Below are 13,484 nucleotides of genomic sequence, written 5' to 3' on the forward strand. Positions count from 1 at the left end.
CACCGGACATCCGGAAGGGGAATATACAATGATTGCGCGTTTTCTGTTGCTCGCCGGCGTGGCGAGCGCATCCTTTATTGCGTCCACCGCATCTGCGCAGGACGCGGCTCAACCCGTTGCGGACAGCGCCGAACAAGCCACTGCCCGCGGGGAAGTGATCATCGTCACCGCCCGCCGCCGTGCGGAAACCGCGCAGGAGGTGCCGCTGGCGATCTCCGTGATCCGCGGCGACAGCATAGAGGCGACCGGCAATTTCAACGTCGTGAAGCTCCAGCAACTGGCGCCGACGCTTCAGGTCTACACCACCAACCCGCGCAACACCTCGGTCAACATCCGCGGCCTCGGCGTGCCGTTCGGCCTGACCAGCGACGGCTTCGAGCAGGGCGTCGGCATCTATGTCGATGACGTCTATAACAGCCGCGTCGCCGCCGCGACCTTCGACTTTCTGGACGTCGCCCAGGTCGAAGTGCTGCGCGGTCCGCAGGGCACGCTCTACGGCAAGAACACCACGGCCGGCGCGATCAACATCACGACCAACCAGCCGACCTTCGATTTCGAGGGCCGCGCCGAACTGACCGTCGGCAATCTCAACTACAAGCAGGCGAAGGCAGCCATCTCCGGCCCGCTGTCCGACACGATCGCAGCCCGCATCGCCGTCGCCGCGACCAGCCGCCGGGGGACGATCTACAACGTCACGTCCCAGCGCTGGATCAACGAGCAGGACAATCTGGGCATTCGCGGACAACTGCTGTTCAAGCCGACCGACAATTTCAGCCTGACCCTGTCGGGCGACTACAGCAAACAGGACCCGGAATGCTGCGGCACCGTGTTCGTGCGGGTGGGCACGACGCAGCGCCCGATCACGCGCCAATATGATGAGCTGGTCAAGGCGATCAACGCCAATCCGAACCCCGCCTATCCGGGCCGCAACTATGCCGTGCCCAGCCGCAATCCCTATGACCGGCTGACCGATCTCGACAGCAACCTGAACGCTGGCAACAAGATCGGCGGCGTCTCCGCCAGGATAAAGTGGGATGTCGGCCCCGGCACGCTGACCTCCGTCACCGCGTGGCGCTTCTGGGACTGGAAGCCGGAGAATGACCGCGACTTCACCGGCCTGTCGGTCGTTTCGAAATCGCAGAACCCCTCGCAGCAGGACCAGTACAGCCAGGAATTCCGCTATAATTACGAAAGCCAGAAGATCGACTTCGTGGTCGGCCTGTTCGGCTTCAAGCAGCGGATCGACACGCAGGGCACGGAGCAGCAGGGCGCGGACGCCAGCCGCTGGAGCCTGACCGGCGCGAATGCAGGGAATCCAAGCATCCTTCAGGGGCTGACCGCCACCAACACGCAGTGGCTCAAGAGCACCAGCGCGGCGCTGTTCGGCCAGCTGAGCTGGAAGGTGACCGACGCCCTGACCATCCAGCCGGGCGCGCGTCTGAACTACGACAAGAAGTCGGGCTTCTACCAGCGCGTGGTCACCACTGGCTCCGGAGCGGTCATCAACAGTTGCGCACCCACCGCCACGCAGGGCAATGCCGTGCTGACGGCGCAGTGCGGCGTCTACCAACCGCAACTCAGCGCGCCGTCCGACAGCGCCTGGAACTTCACCTACGACTTCAACGTCAACTACAAGATCGCGCAGGACATCCTTGCCTATGCGACCTATGCCAAGAGCTTCAAGACGCTGGGCATCAACCAGAATGGCTTGCCGCTCAATTCGGACAATACGGTGAACTATGCCGTGGGCACGGTGAAGCCGGAACGGGTCAACCATTTCGAAGTCGGCCTAAAGACCCAGTTCTGGGACCGTCGGGCGACCTTCAACCTCACCGCCTTCCGCACGGAGATCGAGAATTTCCAGGCGACGGTGAACGGCGGCCAGTTCGGCACGACGCGCGGCTATCTCGCCAACGCCGACAAGGTACGGTCCCAGGGTATCGAGGCAGATTTCAAGGTCGTCGCCAGCGACCGCTTCACCGCCTATGCCAACGGCGCCTACACCGATGCCAAATATGTGAAGTTCTGCAACGCGCCGCCGCCGCCGGAACTGAGCGGCGGGTCGAGCACCGGGATTGCGGTGACCGGCAGGTGCACCTACACCGGCACACCCGGATCGGCAGCAACGGCCAATCAGGTCAGCCCCCCATTTGTCGACATTTCCGGCGAGCGTCTCCCCGGCGTGTCGAAATGGGCCTTCTCCTACGGCGCGGAATATAACATTCCGGTCACGCTGCTGGACAAGGACGGCCAGCTCTATCTGGGCGTCGACGGCAATTACCGGTCGCACTGGAACTCCAACGCCTCGCCGTCCATCTACACGGAGGTGAAGGGCTATGCCCTGACCAACTTCCGCGCCGGCTTCCGGGGTGAAGGGTTCGACATCTTCGGCTGGGTCCGCAACGCCTTCGACGTGAACTATATCGAAAATCTCCAGGTCGCGCCGGGCAATACCGGCCTGATCGCCGGTCAGCCCGGCGACCCGCAGACCTGGGGCGGTACGATCAAATTCTCGTTCTGACGATGCCCAAGGCCTCTCGATAGGGGCTGGCATCCAACGATGTTCACCCCCTGCGGGGAGCGACACGGCCCTGTCGCTCCCCGCATTTTTCAATGCCGCCCTGAACGGATTGGATACGGCCCCGATTTGCGCCCCGCGCCCCGCTGCGGTAGAGCGCATCCCATGTCCACGACCTTCACGCTCGATACGTCGACCAGCCGCGCCAACCCCACCCCCGCGCCGATGAAGCGCCTGACGGTGCCCGCCATCCAGCGCCGCAAGTTCGAGGGGAAGACGGAACAGCCGCTGGTGATGCTGACCGCCTATACCGCGCGGCAGGCGCAACTGCTCGATCCGCATTGCGACATGCTGCTGGTCGGCGATTCGCTGGGCCAGGTGATCTACGGCCTTCCCTCCACCCTGCCGGTCACGCTCGACATGATGATCGCCCATGGCGCCGCCGTGGTGCGCGGCAGCTATCACAGCGTCGTCCTCGTCGACATGCCCTTCGGCAGTTACGAAGCCTCTCCCCAACAGGCCTTCGCCAGCGCCAGCCGCGTCATGGCCGAAACCGGCTGCGCGGGCGTGAAGCTGGAGGGCGGCGTCGCCATGGCCGAAACCATCGGCTTCTTGAGCCAGCGCGGCATTCCGGTGATGGCCCATATCGGCCTGACGCCGCAGGCGGTGAACGCGCTGGGCGGCTATGGCGCGCGCGGCAAGAGCCAGGAGGAGCATGCCAAGATCATCTCCGACGCCCGCGCCGTCGCGCAGGCGGGCGCCTTCGCCATGGTGCTGGAGGGGGTGATGGAGGACATCGCCGTCACCGTCACCGACAGCGTCGACGTGCCGGTGATCGGCATCGGCGCGTCGTCCCATTGCGACGGGCAGGTGCTGGTGGCGGAGGACATGCTGGGCATGTTCGAACGGGTGCCCCGTTTCGTGAAGCGTTATGAAAATATCGCGGAAACCATCGGCAATGCCGCCGCCCGCTATGCGCAAGATGTCCGGAACCGGCACTTTCCGACCGAAGATCAGGTCTATCGGCCCAAAAAGTGATTTGCGTGAGCCAAGAGCCCCGCTAATGATCGCGCCTTCCGCGTGCCGTAACTGACGAATTTCTGGAGACCCAAGTGGCCCTGACGCCGCAAAACAGCGAAGCCTTCATGCGTGAGGTCGACGAAGCCGTCCGGCAGGACCAGTTGCTGACCTTCTGGCAGCGCTTCGGCCGCTGGATCGTGGCGGCGGTGGTCATCGGCCTCGCGGCCTTCGCCGGCTGGCTCTATTGGCAGCATTATACGAAGACGCAGTCGCAGGCCGTGTCGGAGGAAATGGACAAGGTGATCGCCACGGCGGTCGGCGGCGGCACGCCCGATGCGAAGGAACTGGACAAGCTGACCCAGGCGAGCCAGCCCGGCTTCCGCGCCTCCGCCCTGCTGGTGAAGGCCGGCGCCGCCGCGCGCAAGGGCGACAGCAAGGCCGCCATCGCCGCCTATAAGGCGATGGCGGATGACGGTTCGCTCGACCGCCCCTATCGCGACCTGGCGCTGATCCGCCAGACCACGCTGGAATATGAAAGCCTCGCTCCGCAGCAGGTGGTCGACCGGCTGAAACCCCTGGCCGTCGAGGGCGCGCCCTGGTTCGGCAGCGCCGGGGAACTGGTCGCCATCGCCTATATGAAGATGCGCAAGCCCGATCTCGCCGGGCCGCTGTTCGCCGCCATGGCGAAGGACAGGAACGTGCCGCAGTCGATCCGTTCACGCGCGCGACAGATGGCAGGCTTATTGGGTGTGGATGCAGTCGAAACGCCGGTCGCGGCGGGACAGGAATGATTGGGCGCATGGGAATGCACAGCATGACGAAATTTTCGGGCGCCGGCCGCGCCCTGACCGTGGCCATGATGATCGCCCTGCTGGCGGGTTGCGGCATCGTGGGCGGCAAGAAGGGCGGCCCCAAGACCCCGGTGGTCGGCAAGCGCACCTCGATCCTCAGCAATGAACAGGGGGTGGAGGTCGATCCGACGCTGGCCGACGTCCCCGTGACCCTGCCCGAACCCTATGTGAACGACCAATGGTCGCAGCCGGGCGGCAGCCCCGCCAAGACCATGGGCAATCTGGCGCTGGGCGCGTCCCCCTCTCAGGCGTGGACCGCCTCCATTTCGGGCAGCACGCCGCAGGCCCGCCTCGCCTCCGCTCCGGTGGTGGTCGGCGGCAAGCTTTATGTCATCGACGCCGATGCGCGGGTCATCGCCTTCGACGCCAACAGCGGTGCGAAGCTGTGGCAGACGCCCCTGCCCGCCGAAGGCAGCGGCCGGGCCCTGTTCGGCGGCGGCGTCAGCGTGATCGACGGCAAGCTCTATGCCAGCACCGGCGTGGGCGATGTCGCCGCGATGGATGCGAACAGCGGCGCGATCCTGTGGAAGAAGCGCCCCGGCGGCCCGCTGCGCGGCGCGCCGACGCTCGCCAATGGCCATGTCTATGTGATGGGGCAGGACAATCAGATCTTCGCCCTCAACCAGAGCGACGGCGAAGTGCAGTGGACCGACAGCGGCACGCTGCAAGTCACCGGCATTTTCGGCGTGGCCGCCCCCGCCGCCGCGCAGGGCACGGTGATCGCGGGCTACAGCTCGGGCGAACTGACCGCCTATCGCTATGAAAATGGCCGGACGCTGTGGGGCGACGCGCTGTCGCGCACCAGCATCTCGACCGCCGTGGCGTCGCTGACCGACATCGACGCCGATCCGGTCATCGATCGCGGCCGGGTGTTCGCGATCGGCCAGGGCGGTCGCATGGCGAGCTATGAACTGGTGAGCGGCCAGCGTCTGTGGGAAATCAACATCGCCGGCATTTCGACCCCTTCGGTCGTGGGCGAATGGGTGTTCGCCGTCACCAGCGACGCCAAGCTGCTCTGCGTCGCCCGCGCCACGGGCAAGATCCGCTGGATCAGCCAGCTCCGCCGCTGGCAGAAGGAAAAGAAGAAGGACAAGGCGATCCGCTGGACCGGCCCGGTGCTGGCGGGCGGGCGGCTGGTGCTGGTGTCGACCCATGGCGACCTCAACTATGTCGATCCGACGACCGGCAAGATCCAGGCGGAAATCGATCTCGACCGGTCGATGTCGCTGTCGCCGATCGTCGCGAACAACACGCTTTATATCCTGGCCGATGACGGAAAGCTGACGGCATTCCGCTGACGCCACCGGCGATTTCAGGTAAACGTGCTCCTGCGAAGGCAGGAGCCCAGTTCCACCGCTTGGACTGGGCTCCTGCCTTCGCAGGAGCACCCATTTTTTAAAGGATACGGGCCTCTCATGCTGCCCACCGTTGCCATTGTCGGACGCCCCAATGTGGGCAAGTCCACCCTTTTCAACCGGCTCGTCGGCAAGAAGCTGGCGCTGGTCGACGACCAGCCCGGCGTGACCCGCGACCGGCGGGAGGGGCAGGCGAACCTGCTGGGCGTCGATTTCACCATCATCGACACCGCCGGTTATGAGGATGAGGACCCGCAGACCCTGCCCGGCCGCATGCGCATGCAGACGCAGGCGGCGGTGGAAAATGCCGATGTCGCGCTGTTCGTCGTGGACGCTCGCGCGGGCATCACCCCGCTGGACGAGGAAATCGCCCGCTGGCTGCGCGAAGGCGACGCCCCCGTCGTGCTGATGGCCAACAAGGCCGAGGGCAGGGCCGGCGACGATGGCGTGATGGAGGCGTTCAGCCTGGGTCTGGGCGACCCCGTCCCCTTCTCCGCCGAACATGGCCAGGGGCTGGCCGACCTGTTCCAGGCGCTGCTCCCCTATATCGACCGCGAAGAGGAGGAAGAGGAGGCTGAACCCGAAGAGGCCGATCTCGAATCCGCGCCGCTGAAGCTCGCCATCGTCGGCCGCCCCAATGCGGGCAAGTCGACCCTCATCAACCGGCTGCTGGGCGAAAACCGCCTGCTGACCGGCCCCGAAGCGGGCATCACCCGCGACTCCATCGCCGTCGACTGGAGCTGGACCAGCCCCGACGGCGAAGAACGCCCCGTGCGCCTGATCGACACGGCAGGCATGCGCAAGCGCGCGAAGGTGCAGGACAAGCTGGAAAAGCTGGCGGTTTCGGACGGCCTGAACGCTGTGAACTTTGCCGAAGTCGTCGTGCTGCTGCTCGATTCCACCCGCGGGCTGGAGGCGCAGGACCTGCGCATCGCGGACAAGGTGATCGAGGAAGGCCGCGCCCTTGTCGTCGCGCTCAACAAATGGGACACGGTGGAGCATGGCTCGGCGCTCTATCAGGGCATCAAGCAGGCGCTCTCCGACGGTCTCGCGCAGATACGCGGCGTGCCGATCATGACCGTCTCCGCCGCCACCGGCAAGGGTCTGGACGACCTGATCCGCGTCGCCTTCGAAACCCGCACCGCCTGGTCGCAGCGCGTGTCGACCGGCATCCTCAACCGCTGGTTCGAACGCGCGCTGGAGGCCAATCCGCCTCCCGCCCCCGGCGGCAAGCGGATCAAGCTGCGCTACATCACCCAGAACAAGACCCGCCCGCCGACCTTCGTGCTGTTCGGCACGCGGCTGGACGAACTGCCCGAAAGCTATCGCCGCTATCTGGTGAACGGCATCCGCAAGGAATTGGGCTTCGGCGCGGTGCCGGTGCGGTTGACGCTGCGCAGCGCCAAAAACCCCTATGCCAGCAAGTGAAGCGGTTCATATCGACGCCAGGGGGATGAAATGCCCTTGGCCCGCGCTGCGCGTGGCGCGGGCGATGCGGTCCGCCGATGCAGTGACGATCGAGGCGGACGATCCGATTGCGCCAGTGGAACTGGAGGCCTTGGCCCGGCAGCAGGGTTGGACCTTCATTGCCGAGAGGCCGCATCTCTTTGCTCTCGCTCGATCGCTCTAACGATCCTCCTCCCATCGTCATGCTGAACCAAGTTCAGCATGACGATGGGGTGATATGGCGCCTTCTCCCCTCGCGCCGCAACTTAACCCCCTATTTACGCTCCTCTTCTATATTCCCCCGGCAGAACAGGGAGTGTCAGGGTGTCATATCAAGAGGCCGAACTGGTCAACTGGACCGATTTTGCCAAGTCCCGATCGGAGTTGGGGACCGCTTTCCTGCGGATTCTGGGCTATTTCCGCGAGGACGGCGCAAAGGCGATCAGCGCGATCGAGGAAGCCTTCCGCGCCCGCAACGCCGCTGCGCTGGTCACCCCGGCCCACACGCTGAAGGGCGAGTCGGCCCAGTTCGGCGCCTATCGGCTGAGCGGCATGGCCGAGAAGATCGAGATGGTCGCCCGCCGCTGCGTCGAAAGCCGGGAAGGGCCGGACGAACTGATCGAGGACGTGGTCGCGCTGCGCCCCTGCTTCACCGAGACGATGGCCCTGCTCGACCGCGACGCCAATCCGCTGGTCGCCCGCAGGCCGCAGGGCTTCGGCCGCCGCGTCGACAATCCGGTCCAGGGATTCGGCCGCGCCGCCAGTTAAATGCGCGCCAGGGATTTGTGGGCATAAAGCGCGCCGCGCTCCCGCGCAGGCAGGAGCACGCAAATCTCTCCGAAGACGTCCGCTTCCCATCCCTCCGAATTAGTATTGAAATAAAACCGGTCATCCCCCCATATGCGGGTCATGACCCGTTTCTCCGTTCTGGACCTTGTCCCCATCAACGAAGGCAGTAGCGCCAGTGAGGCGCTTGGCCGCGCCGCCGCCTTTGCCGCCCATGCCGAAAGCCTTGGCTTCCACCGCTATTGGGTGGCGGAACATCATGGCATGCCGGGGATCGCCTCGGCGGCGACCGCCGTGGTCCTGGCGCATATCGGGCAGGCCACCAGCCGCATCCGCATCGGCGCGGGCGGCATCATGTTGCCCAATCATGCGCCGCTGCTGATCGCGGAGCAGTTCGGCACGCTCGCGGCGCTCTTTCCCGGCCGCGTCGACCTGGGTCTCGGCCGCGCTCCCGGCTCCGACCAGCGCGTGGCGCAGGCGATGCGGCGGACGCTGACGGGCGGCCCGGACGAATTCCCTCGCGACGTGATGGAGTTGCAGGCCTATTTCGCGGGCGACAGCCGCCTCGGCTTCCAGGCGACCCCCGGCGCGGGCGAGGATGTGCCGCTCTGGATTCTCGGCTCCAGCCTCTATGGCGCGCAACTGGCCGCCGCACTGGGCCTTCCCTATGCCTTCGCCTCCCATTTCGCGCCGGGCGCGCTGGATGAGGCCATCGCCATCTACCGCCGTGATTTCCGTCCGTCGGCGCAGCTCGCATATCCCTATGTGATGGCGGGCTACAATGTCTTCGCCGCCGACACGGTGGAGGAGGCGCGGCTCATCGCCACCTCCATGCAGCAGGCCTTCGTGCGGCTGCGCACCGGGCAGCCGGGCAAGCTGCAACCGCCTGTGCCCGGCTATTATGAAAGCCTGCCGCCGCAGGCGCAGGCGATGCTGGCCGATGTGCTGAGCGCGTCGAGCATCGGCACCCAGGCCGATGTCGAGCGCGACCTGGCCGCCTTCATCCGCCGCACGCAGGTGGACGAGATCATCATCGGCGGCCAGATCCACGATTTCGGGGCGCGCAAGCGCAGTCTGGAAATCGCCATGGCGGCAGGCCAGGCGGTGGCCGGCCGAATGGCGTCAGACAGCCATCAGGCGGCCCCCGCTCAATAGCTTCGCAAGCCCCGGCGCGGCGCGGCTGAGCAGCGATCCCAGCAGCACCACGGCGACCAGCACCAGCAGCGGCTGCACCAGCAGATAGGCGGGATAGAAGGGTGAGCCCAGCTTGCCGAACACGACCCCCAGCACCGGGCCGCCCAGCCAGATCAGGATGAGGTGGGAGCAGAAGAGGAAGAAGGCGAAAGGCTCGATCCGCAACAACATGCCCCGCGCCGCGCTGGCCGCCAACGACCAGGCCAGCCGCCAGAAGAACAACGCCGCCGCGACCCGCACCGCCATGTCCAGCACCGCCGTGCCGACGCCCGGCGGCAAGGCGCCCGGATGCAGGGAAATATAGAGCTGCGCGGTCATCAGCAGCGCAAAGGGCGGCGCCGCGACCATCCAGGGCAGCGCCGCCACGCGATCGGCCAGCCCCTCGCGCCGGGCGACGATGCCCATGATGAAGAAGAACAGGATCGACGCGCGCATCAGCACCGGCGGCCCCCAGCCCATGATTTGGCACAGCGCCGCCATCGCGGCGACCGCCCCCAGCGCCCAGCCCGGCAGGCGGACGAACAGGGGCGCGGCGAGCATGCACAGGAACAGGTCGCGCAGGAACGGCATCTGCACGTTGATGTCCGGATTGCGGCTGACGATGAATAGCTCCTCGAACATCCAGCCGGTGGACGAGGGCACGGGCGCGGACAGGCCCAGCATCCAGGCCGCACCCGAAACGAACAGGATCGCCAGCGCATTCCACAGGATCATCGGCAACAGGATCGTCCGCGCCTTCCGCCCGACATGGCGCAACCAGTCGTGGGTCCGCGACGACCCCTCGACCAGCCAGCCGGAAATCAGGCCCAGCAACGGCACGGCGCTGCGCCCGAAAACCTCCATCAGGCCCCAGCGCAAACTGTCCTGCGACGTGCCCCTCAGGCTTTCCAGATCATGGCCGTTCAGGCCCGTCCACGCATGGACATAGACCACGCCCAGAATGCAGATCACCCGCGCGATGGAGATCGCGTCGGAGCGCCGCGCCGCATCCGTCGTCAGCACCCGCGACACAGGGTTTTCCCGATTTTCGGCCAATGTTTCAACAGCCAAGCCTGACACGCATTTCCTCTGACCATCGCGGCGCCGGGCGTGGCCGCACCATTAACATGGGTGAGCGATAAGCAGATTCTTTACCAGTCGCCGGTTAAATCGATCCGACGTGCCGGAATCCCGTCCGGTCGAGGGAAAACAGGTTCATGACCCAGATGCACGGTGCAGACCATTTCGCCGGCGCGCAGCCGCATGTCTTTCAGGCTCCGGTCGATGCCATGGGAATGGTTTTCCAGATTTCCGGGTCCAGTTCGCAATTGATCATCGACGCCTCGCGCATTGCCGCGCTGTCGCACGATTCCGATCCTTCGCTCGCCATGGCGGGGCAGGTCGGCAGCCAGGTGAAGATGCGCGTCGGCCAGGTCTGGCTGATCGCCAGCGTCCGCGCCATGACCATGGACCGGCAGGACAGCAACAGCATCATCGTCGACATCGACTTTCTGGGCGAAGGCGATGAGGAAAAGCTGACGGGCCGCATCTACCGCTTCCGCCGGGGCGTGACCCGTTACCCGACACCGGGGACGGAGGTCTATCCGGTATCGAGCGCGGACATGCAGCAGATCTATTCGGCCGACGACCGCCCCCATGTGCAGATCGGCACCGTCTATCCCACGTCCGACACCCGCGCCGCGCTCTATGTCGATTCGATGCTGGGCAAGCATTTCGCGCTGCTGGGTTCGACCGGCACCGGCAAGTCGACCAGCGCCGCTCTCATCCTGCACCGCATCTGCGACCTGTCGCCGCAGGGGCATATCGTGATGATCGATCCCCATGGCGAATATGGCGCCGCCTTCCAGCAGAATGGCGCCGTCTATGACGTCAACAACCTCGCCCTCCCCTATTGGCTGATGAATTTCGAGGAGCATTGCGAGGTGTTCGTCACCTCCGAAGGGTCGGAGCGGACGGTGGACTGCGACATCCTCGCCAAATGCCTGCTGGCCGCGCGGTCCAAGAACCGGCTGGCGGAGAGCATCGGCCGGCTGACCGTCGATTCGCCCGTTCCCTATCTGCTGTCCGACCTCACCAACATCCTTCAGAACGAGATGGGGAAGCTGGACAAGGGCACCGGATCGCTGCCCTATATGCGGCTCAAGACCAAGATCGACGAGATCAAGAGCGATCCGCGCTACAGCTTCATGTTCTCCGGCATGCTGGTCGCGGATTCGATGCAGGAATTCCTCGCCAAGATCTTCCGCCTGCCCTCCGGCGGCAAGCCGATCTCGATCATCGACGTGTCGTCCATGCCGTCCGACATCACGTCCGTCGTGGTGTCGGTGCTGTCGCGGCTGGTGTTCGACTATGCCCTCTGGGCGCGGGACGAGCCGCAGCGCCCGATCCTGCTCGTCTGCGAGGAAGCGCATCGCTACATCCCCAGCAGCACGACCGGCGGCGGTCAGGCCGTTCGCCGCATCCTGGAACGGATCGCCAAGGAAGGCCGCAAATATGGCGTGTCGCTGGGCCTCATCACCCAACGCCCGTCCGATCTGGCCGAAGGCGTGCTGTCGCAATGCGGCACGATCATCTCGATGCGCCTCAACAACGACCGCGACCAGGCCTTCGTGAAGGCCGCCATGCCCGAAGGCGCGCGCGGGTTCCTCGATTCCATCCCCGCCCTGCGCAACCGGGAGGCGATCATCTGCGGCGAAGGCGTCGCCGTGCCGATCCGCGTCGCGCTCGACAATCTGGAGGAGGAGCGGCGTCCCGCCTCGGGCGATCCGAGCTTCACGGAACTCTGGCGCCAGTCCGGCGGCGAAGCGGACATCCTCGACCGCACCATCACGCGCTGGCGCAGCCAGGGCCGGTAAGCGATTATCCCGCCGGGACGATCCGTCCGGCGGGCTCGCTCTCCGCATTGATGCTTTCGCGGCACTCCTCCTCGTCCACGGGGACGAGCAGCTTCGCCTTGCGCCAGCCGCCCTGCAGGTAAACCAGCCCCGCCAGCAGGAAGGACGACGCCGAACCGACGGGAAAGCTCAGCCACAGCGCGTCCGCCCCCAGATGCGGATAGCCCAGATGGTAGAAGCCCAGCCGCACCGCGAAGAGGGTGAAGATCAGGATCAGCAGCGGCCGCACCACCACGCCATTGGCCCGCATCACGCCGAACAGGATCATCGTGCCGCCGAACAGCACGAAGCTCCAGCTCGCCAGAAGCTGCATGTGCCAGGCGGCGGCGATGGCGGCCTCGTTCCGCCCCAGGAACAAGGCCAGCAGCGGCGCGTGGAACAGCAGGATCACCGCCACCATCGTGCCGGTGATCAGCAGCAGATAACCCATGCCATAGCCGGTGATCCGGCTGATCCGGTCCCATCGCCCGGCGCCGATATTCTGCGCCGCCATGGCGCTGACCGCCGCGCCCATCGCCATGGCCGGCATCTGGAGATAGGTCCAGATCTGCTGCGCCGCGCCATAGGCCGCGGTGACCAGAAAACCCTCCCGGTTGACGAGGCCGATCATCACCAGCCCTGACGCGGACATGACGATCATCTGCAATCCCATCGGCAACCCCTTGCCGAACAGGACGCGCATCTGGTCCGGCGCGGGGCGGAGATAAGCCAGTTCACGCCCGCGCAGGCGCAACGGCAGATCCTTCGCATAGGTGTAGAGGACAAGGCCGATCAGGCTGACCACGCCCGCCGCCGCCGTTGCCGCGGCCGACCCGCCTATGCCCATGGCCGGGATCGGCCCCAGTCCCAGGATCAGCACCGGGTTGAGCACCAGGTCGACGCCCACGCTCACGAACATGAAGATCAGCGGCGTTCGCGCATCCCCCGTGCCGCGCAGGCCCATCATCATCATGACGCTCAGCAGGGAGGCGGGCATGGCAACGAAGATCACCCGCAAATAGACGAGCGCCAGGTCGAACGCCTCCGCCGGGGTCGCCAGCAGCCGCAGCAAAGCGGGCGCGCCGATCCATCCGGCGGTCGCGACGACCAGGCCCAGCAGGGTGCAGAAGCCGACGGCAGAACCGAAGGCGCGGCGCGCCGCGTCCAGATCACCCCGTCCCACCGCCTGCGCGATCATCACCGTCGACGCCATGCCGAAGCCGAAGACGATGGAGAACATCAGGAACATGGTGATGTTGGCGTTGGCGGTCGCCGCCAGCGCCTGCGCGCCCAGGAAACGGCCGACCCAGATGGCGTTGATCGATCCATTCAGCGACTGGAGGATGTTGGACGCCAATGTCGGAACGGCGAACAGCAGCAGGGCCGATGCGATCGGTCCCTGCGTCAGGTCCCTGGCCCGATGTTCCCCTGCAACCATGAT

General features: G+C 65.8%; 11 protein-coding genes. 9 read left to right on the forward strand and 2 right to left on the reverse strand.

The window, feature by feature from the left end:
* Positions 1 to 28 precede the first annotated feature (28 nt).
* From EWH10_RS05410 to EWH10_RS05445, 8 genes are all read left to right on the forward strand, one after another.
* The gene (locus tag EWH10_RS05410) at positions 29 to 2,521 is read left to right on the forward strand and encodes a TonB-dependent receptor (RefSeq protein WP_044661755.1); all 2,493 of its coding nucleotides are present in this window, start codon (positions 29 to 31) and stop codon (positions 2,519 to 2,521) included.
* A gap of 162 nt (positions 2,522 to 2,683) precedes the next feature.
* The gene (gene panB, locus EWH10_RS05415; RefSeq protein ID WP_044661754.1) at positions 2,684 to 3,556 is read left to right on the forward strand and encodes a 3-methyl-2-oxobutanoate hydroxymethyltransferase; all 873 of its coding nucleotides are present in this window, start codon (positions 2,684 to 2,686) and stop codon (positions 3,554 to 3,556) included.
* A gap of 74 nt (positions 3,557 to 3,630) precedes the next feature.
* On the forward strand, positions 3,631 to 4,329 hold the full coding sequence (locus EWH10_RS05420; protein WP_044661753.1) for a tetratricopeptide repeat protein: 699 nt from the start codon (positions 3,631 to 3,633) through the stop codon (positions 4,327 to 4,329).
* A 14-nt stretch (positions 4,330 to 4,343) separates the two neighbouring features.
* Complete coding sequence (locus tag EWH10_RS05425; RefSeq protein WP_371873079.1) at positions 4,344 to 5,687, forward strand: outer membrane protein assembly factor BamB family protein; 1,344 nt, start codon at positions 4,344 to 4,346, stop codon at positions 5,685 to 5,687.
* A gap of 117 nt (positions 5,688 to 5,804) precedes the next feature.
* Positions 5,805 to 7,172: a ribosome biogenesis GTPase Der gene (gene der, locus EWH10_RS05430; protein WP_044661752.1), complete on the forward strand. Its 1,368-nt coding sequence runs from the start codon at positions 5,805 to 5,807 to the stop codon at positions 7,170 to 7,172.
* Positions 7,159 to 7,374: a sulfurtransferase TusA family protein gene (locus EWH10_RS05435; RefSeq protein WP_025549906.1), complete on the forward strand. Its 216-nt coding sequence runs from the start codon at positions 7,159 to 7,161 to the stop codon at positions 7,372 to 7,374. The genes der and EWH10_RS05435 overlap by 14 nt, the downstream gene beginning before the upstream one ends.
* A 140-nt stretch (positions 7,375 to 7,514) precedes the next feature.
* Positions 7,515 to 7,958 (forward strand): Hpt domain-containing protein, encoded by a 444-nt coding sequence (locus EWH10_RS05440; RefSeq protein WP_025549905.1) that lies wholly within the window; start codon positions 7,515 to 7,517, stop codon positions 7,956 to 7,958.
* 141 nt (positions 7,959 to 8,099) lie between these two features.
* Positions 8,100 to 9,131 carry an LLM class flavin-dependent oxidoreductase gene (locus EWH10_RS05445; RefSeq protein ID WP_044661751.1) on the forward strand — a complete coding sequence of 344 codons (1,032 nt, stop codon included), beginning with the start codon at positions 8,100 to 8,102 and terminating at the stop codon, positions 9,129 to 9,131.
* On the opposite strand, the gene EWH10_RS05450 is transcribed toward EWH10_RS05445, so the two are convergent.
* Positions 9,099 to 10,181: an acyltransferase family protein gene (locus EWH10_RS05450; protein WP_238320061.1), complete on the reverse strand. Its 1,083-nt coding sequence runs from the start codon at positions 10,179 to 10,181 to the stop codon at positions 9,099 to 9,101. The genes EWH10_RS05445 and EWH10_RS05450 overlap by 33 nt on opposite strands.
* Positions 10,182 to 10,366: 185 nt before the next feature.
* On the opposite strand from EWH10_RS05450, the gene EWH10_RS05455 reads away from it, so the two are divergent.
* On the forward strand, positions 10,367 to 12,025 hold the full coding sequence (locus tag EWH10_RS05455; RefSeq protein WP_025549902.1) for an ATP-binding protein: 1,659 nt from the start codon (positions 10,367 to 10,369) through the stop codon (positions 12,023 to 12,025).
* A gap of 4 nt (positions 12,026 to 12,029) precedes the next feature.
* Here EWH10_RS05455 and EWH10_RS05460 read toward each other — a convergent pair whose 3' ends face one another.
* The gene (locus tag EWH10_RS05460; RefSeq protein WP_044661749.1) at positions 12,030 to 13,481 is read right to left on the reverse strand and encodes an MATE family efflux transporter; all 1,452 of its coding nucleotides are present in this window, start codon (positions 13,479 to 13,481) and stop codon (positions 12,030 to 12,032) included.
* Positions 13,482 to 13,484: the final 3 nt, after the last annotated feature.

Source organism: Sphingobium fuliginis, from assembly GCF_004152845.1.
Classification (GTDB): domain Bacteria; phylum Pseudomonadota; class Alphaproteobacteria; order Sphingomonadales; family Sphingomonadaceae; genus Sphingobium; species Sphingobium fuliginis.

Bases quoted from the DNA above. Each gene is read 5' to 3' on its own strand.
- EWH10_RS05410 (WP_044661755.1), top strand. From the start codon at position 29: ATGATTGCGCGTTTTCTGTTGCTCGCCGGCGTGGCGAGCGCATCCTTT.
- panB (WP_044661754.1), top strand. From the start codon at position 2,684: ATGTCCACGACCTTCACGCTCGATACGTCGACCAGCCGCGCCAACCCC.
- EWH10_RS05425 (WP_371873079.1), top strand. From the start codon at position 4,344: ATGCACAGCATGACGAAATTTTCGGGCGCCGGCCGCGCCCTGACCGTG.
- der (WP_044661752.1), top strand. From the start codon at position 5,805: ATGCTGCCCACCGTTGCCATTGTCGGACGCCCCAATGTGGGCAAGTCC.
- EWH10_RS05435 (WP_025549906.1), top strand. From the start codon at position 7,159: ATGCCAGCAAGTGAAGCGGTTCATATCGACGCCAGGGGGATGAAATGC.
- EWH10_RS05445 (WP_044661751.1), top strand. From the start codon at position 8,100: ATGACCCGTTTCTCCGTTCTGGACCTTGTCCCCATCAACGAAGGCAGT.
- EWH10_RS05455 (WP_025549902.1), top strand. From the start codon at position 10,367: ATGACCCAGATGCACGGTGCAGACCATTTCGCCGGCGCGCAGCCGCAT.
- EWH10_RS05460 (WP_044661749.1), bottom strand. From the start codon at position 13,481: ATGGTTGCAGGGGAACATCGGGCCAGGGACCTGACGCAGGGACCGATC.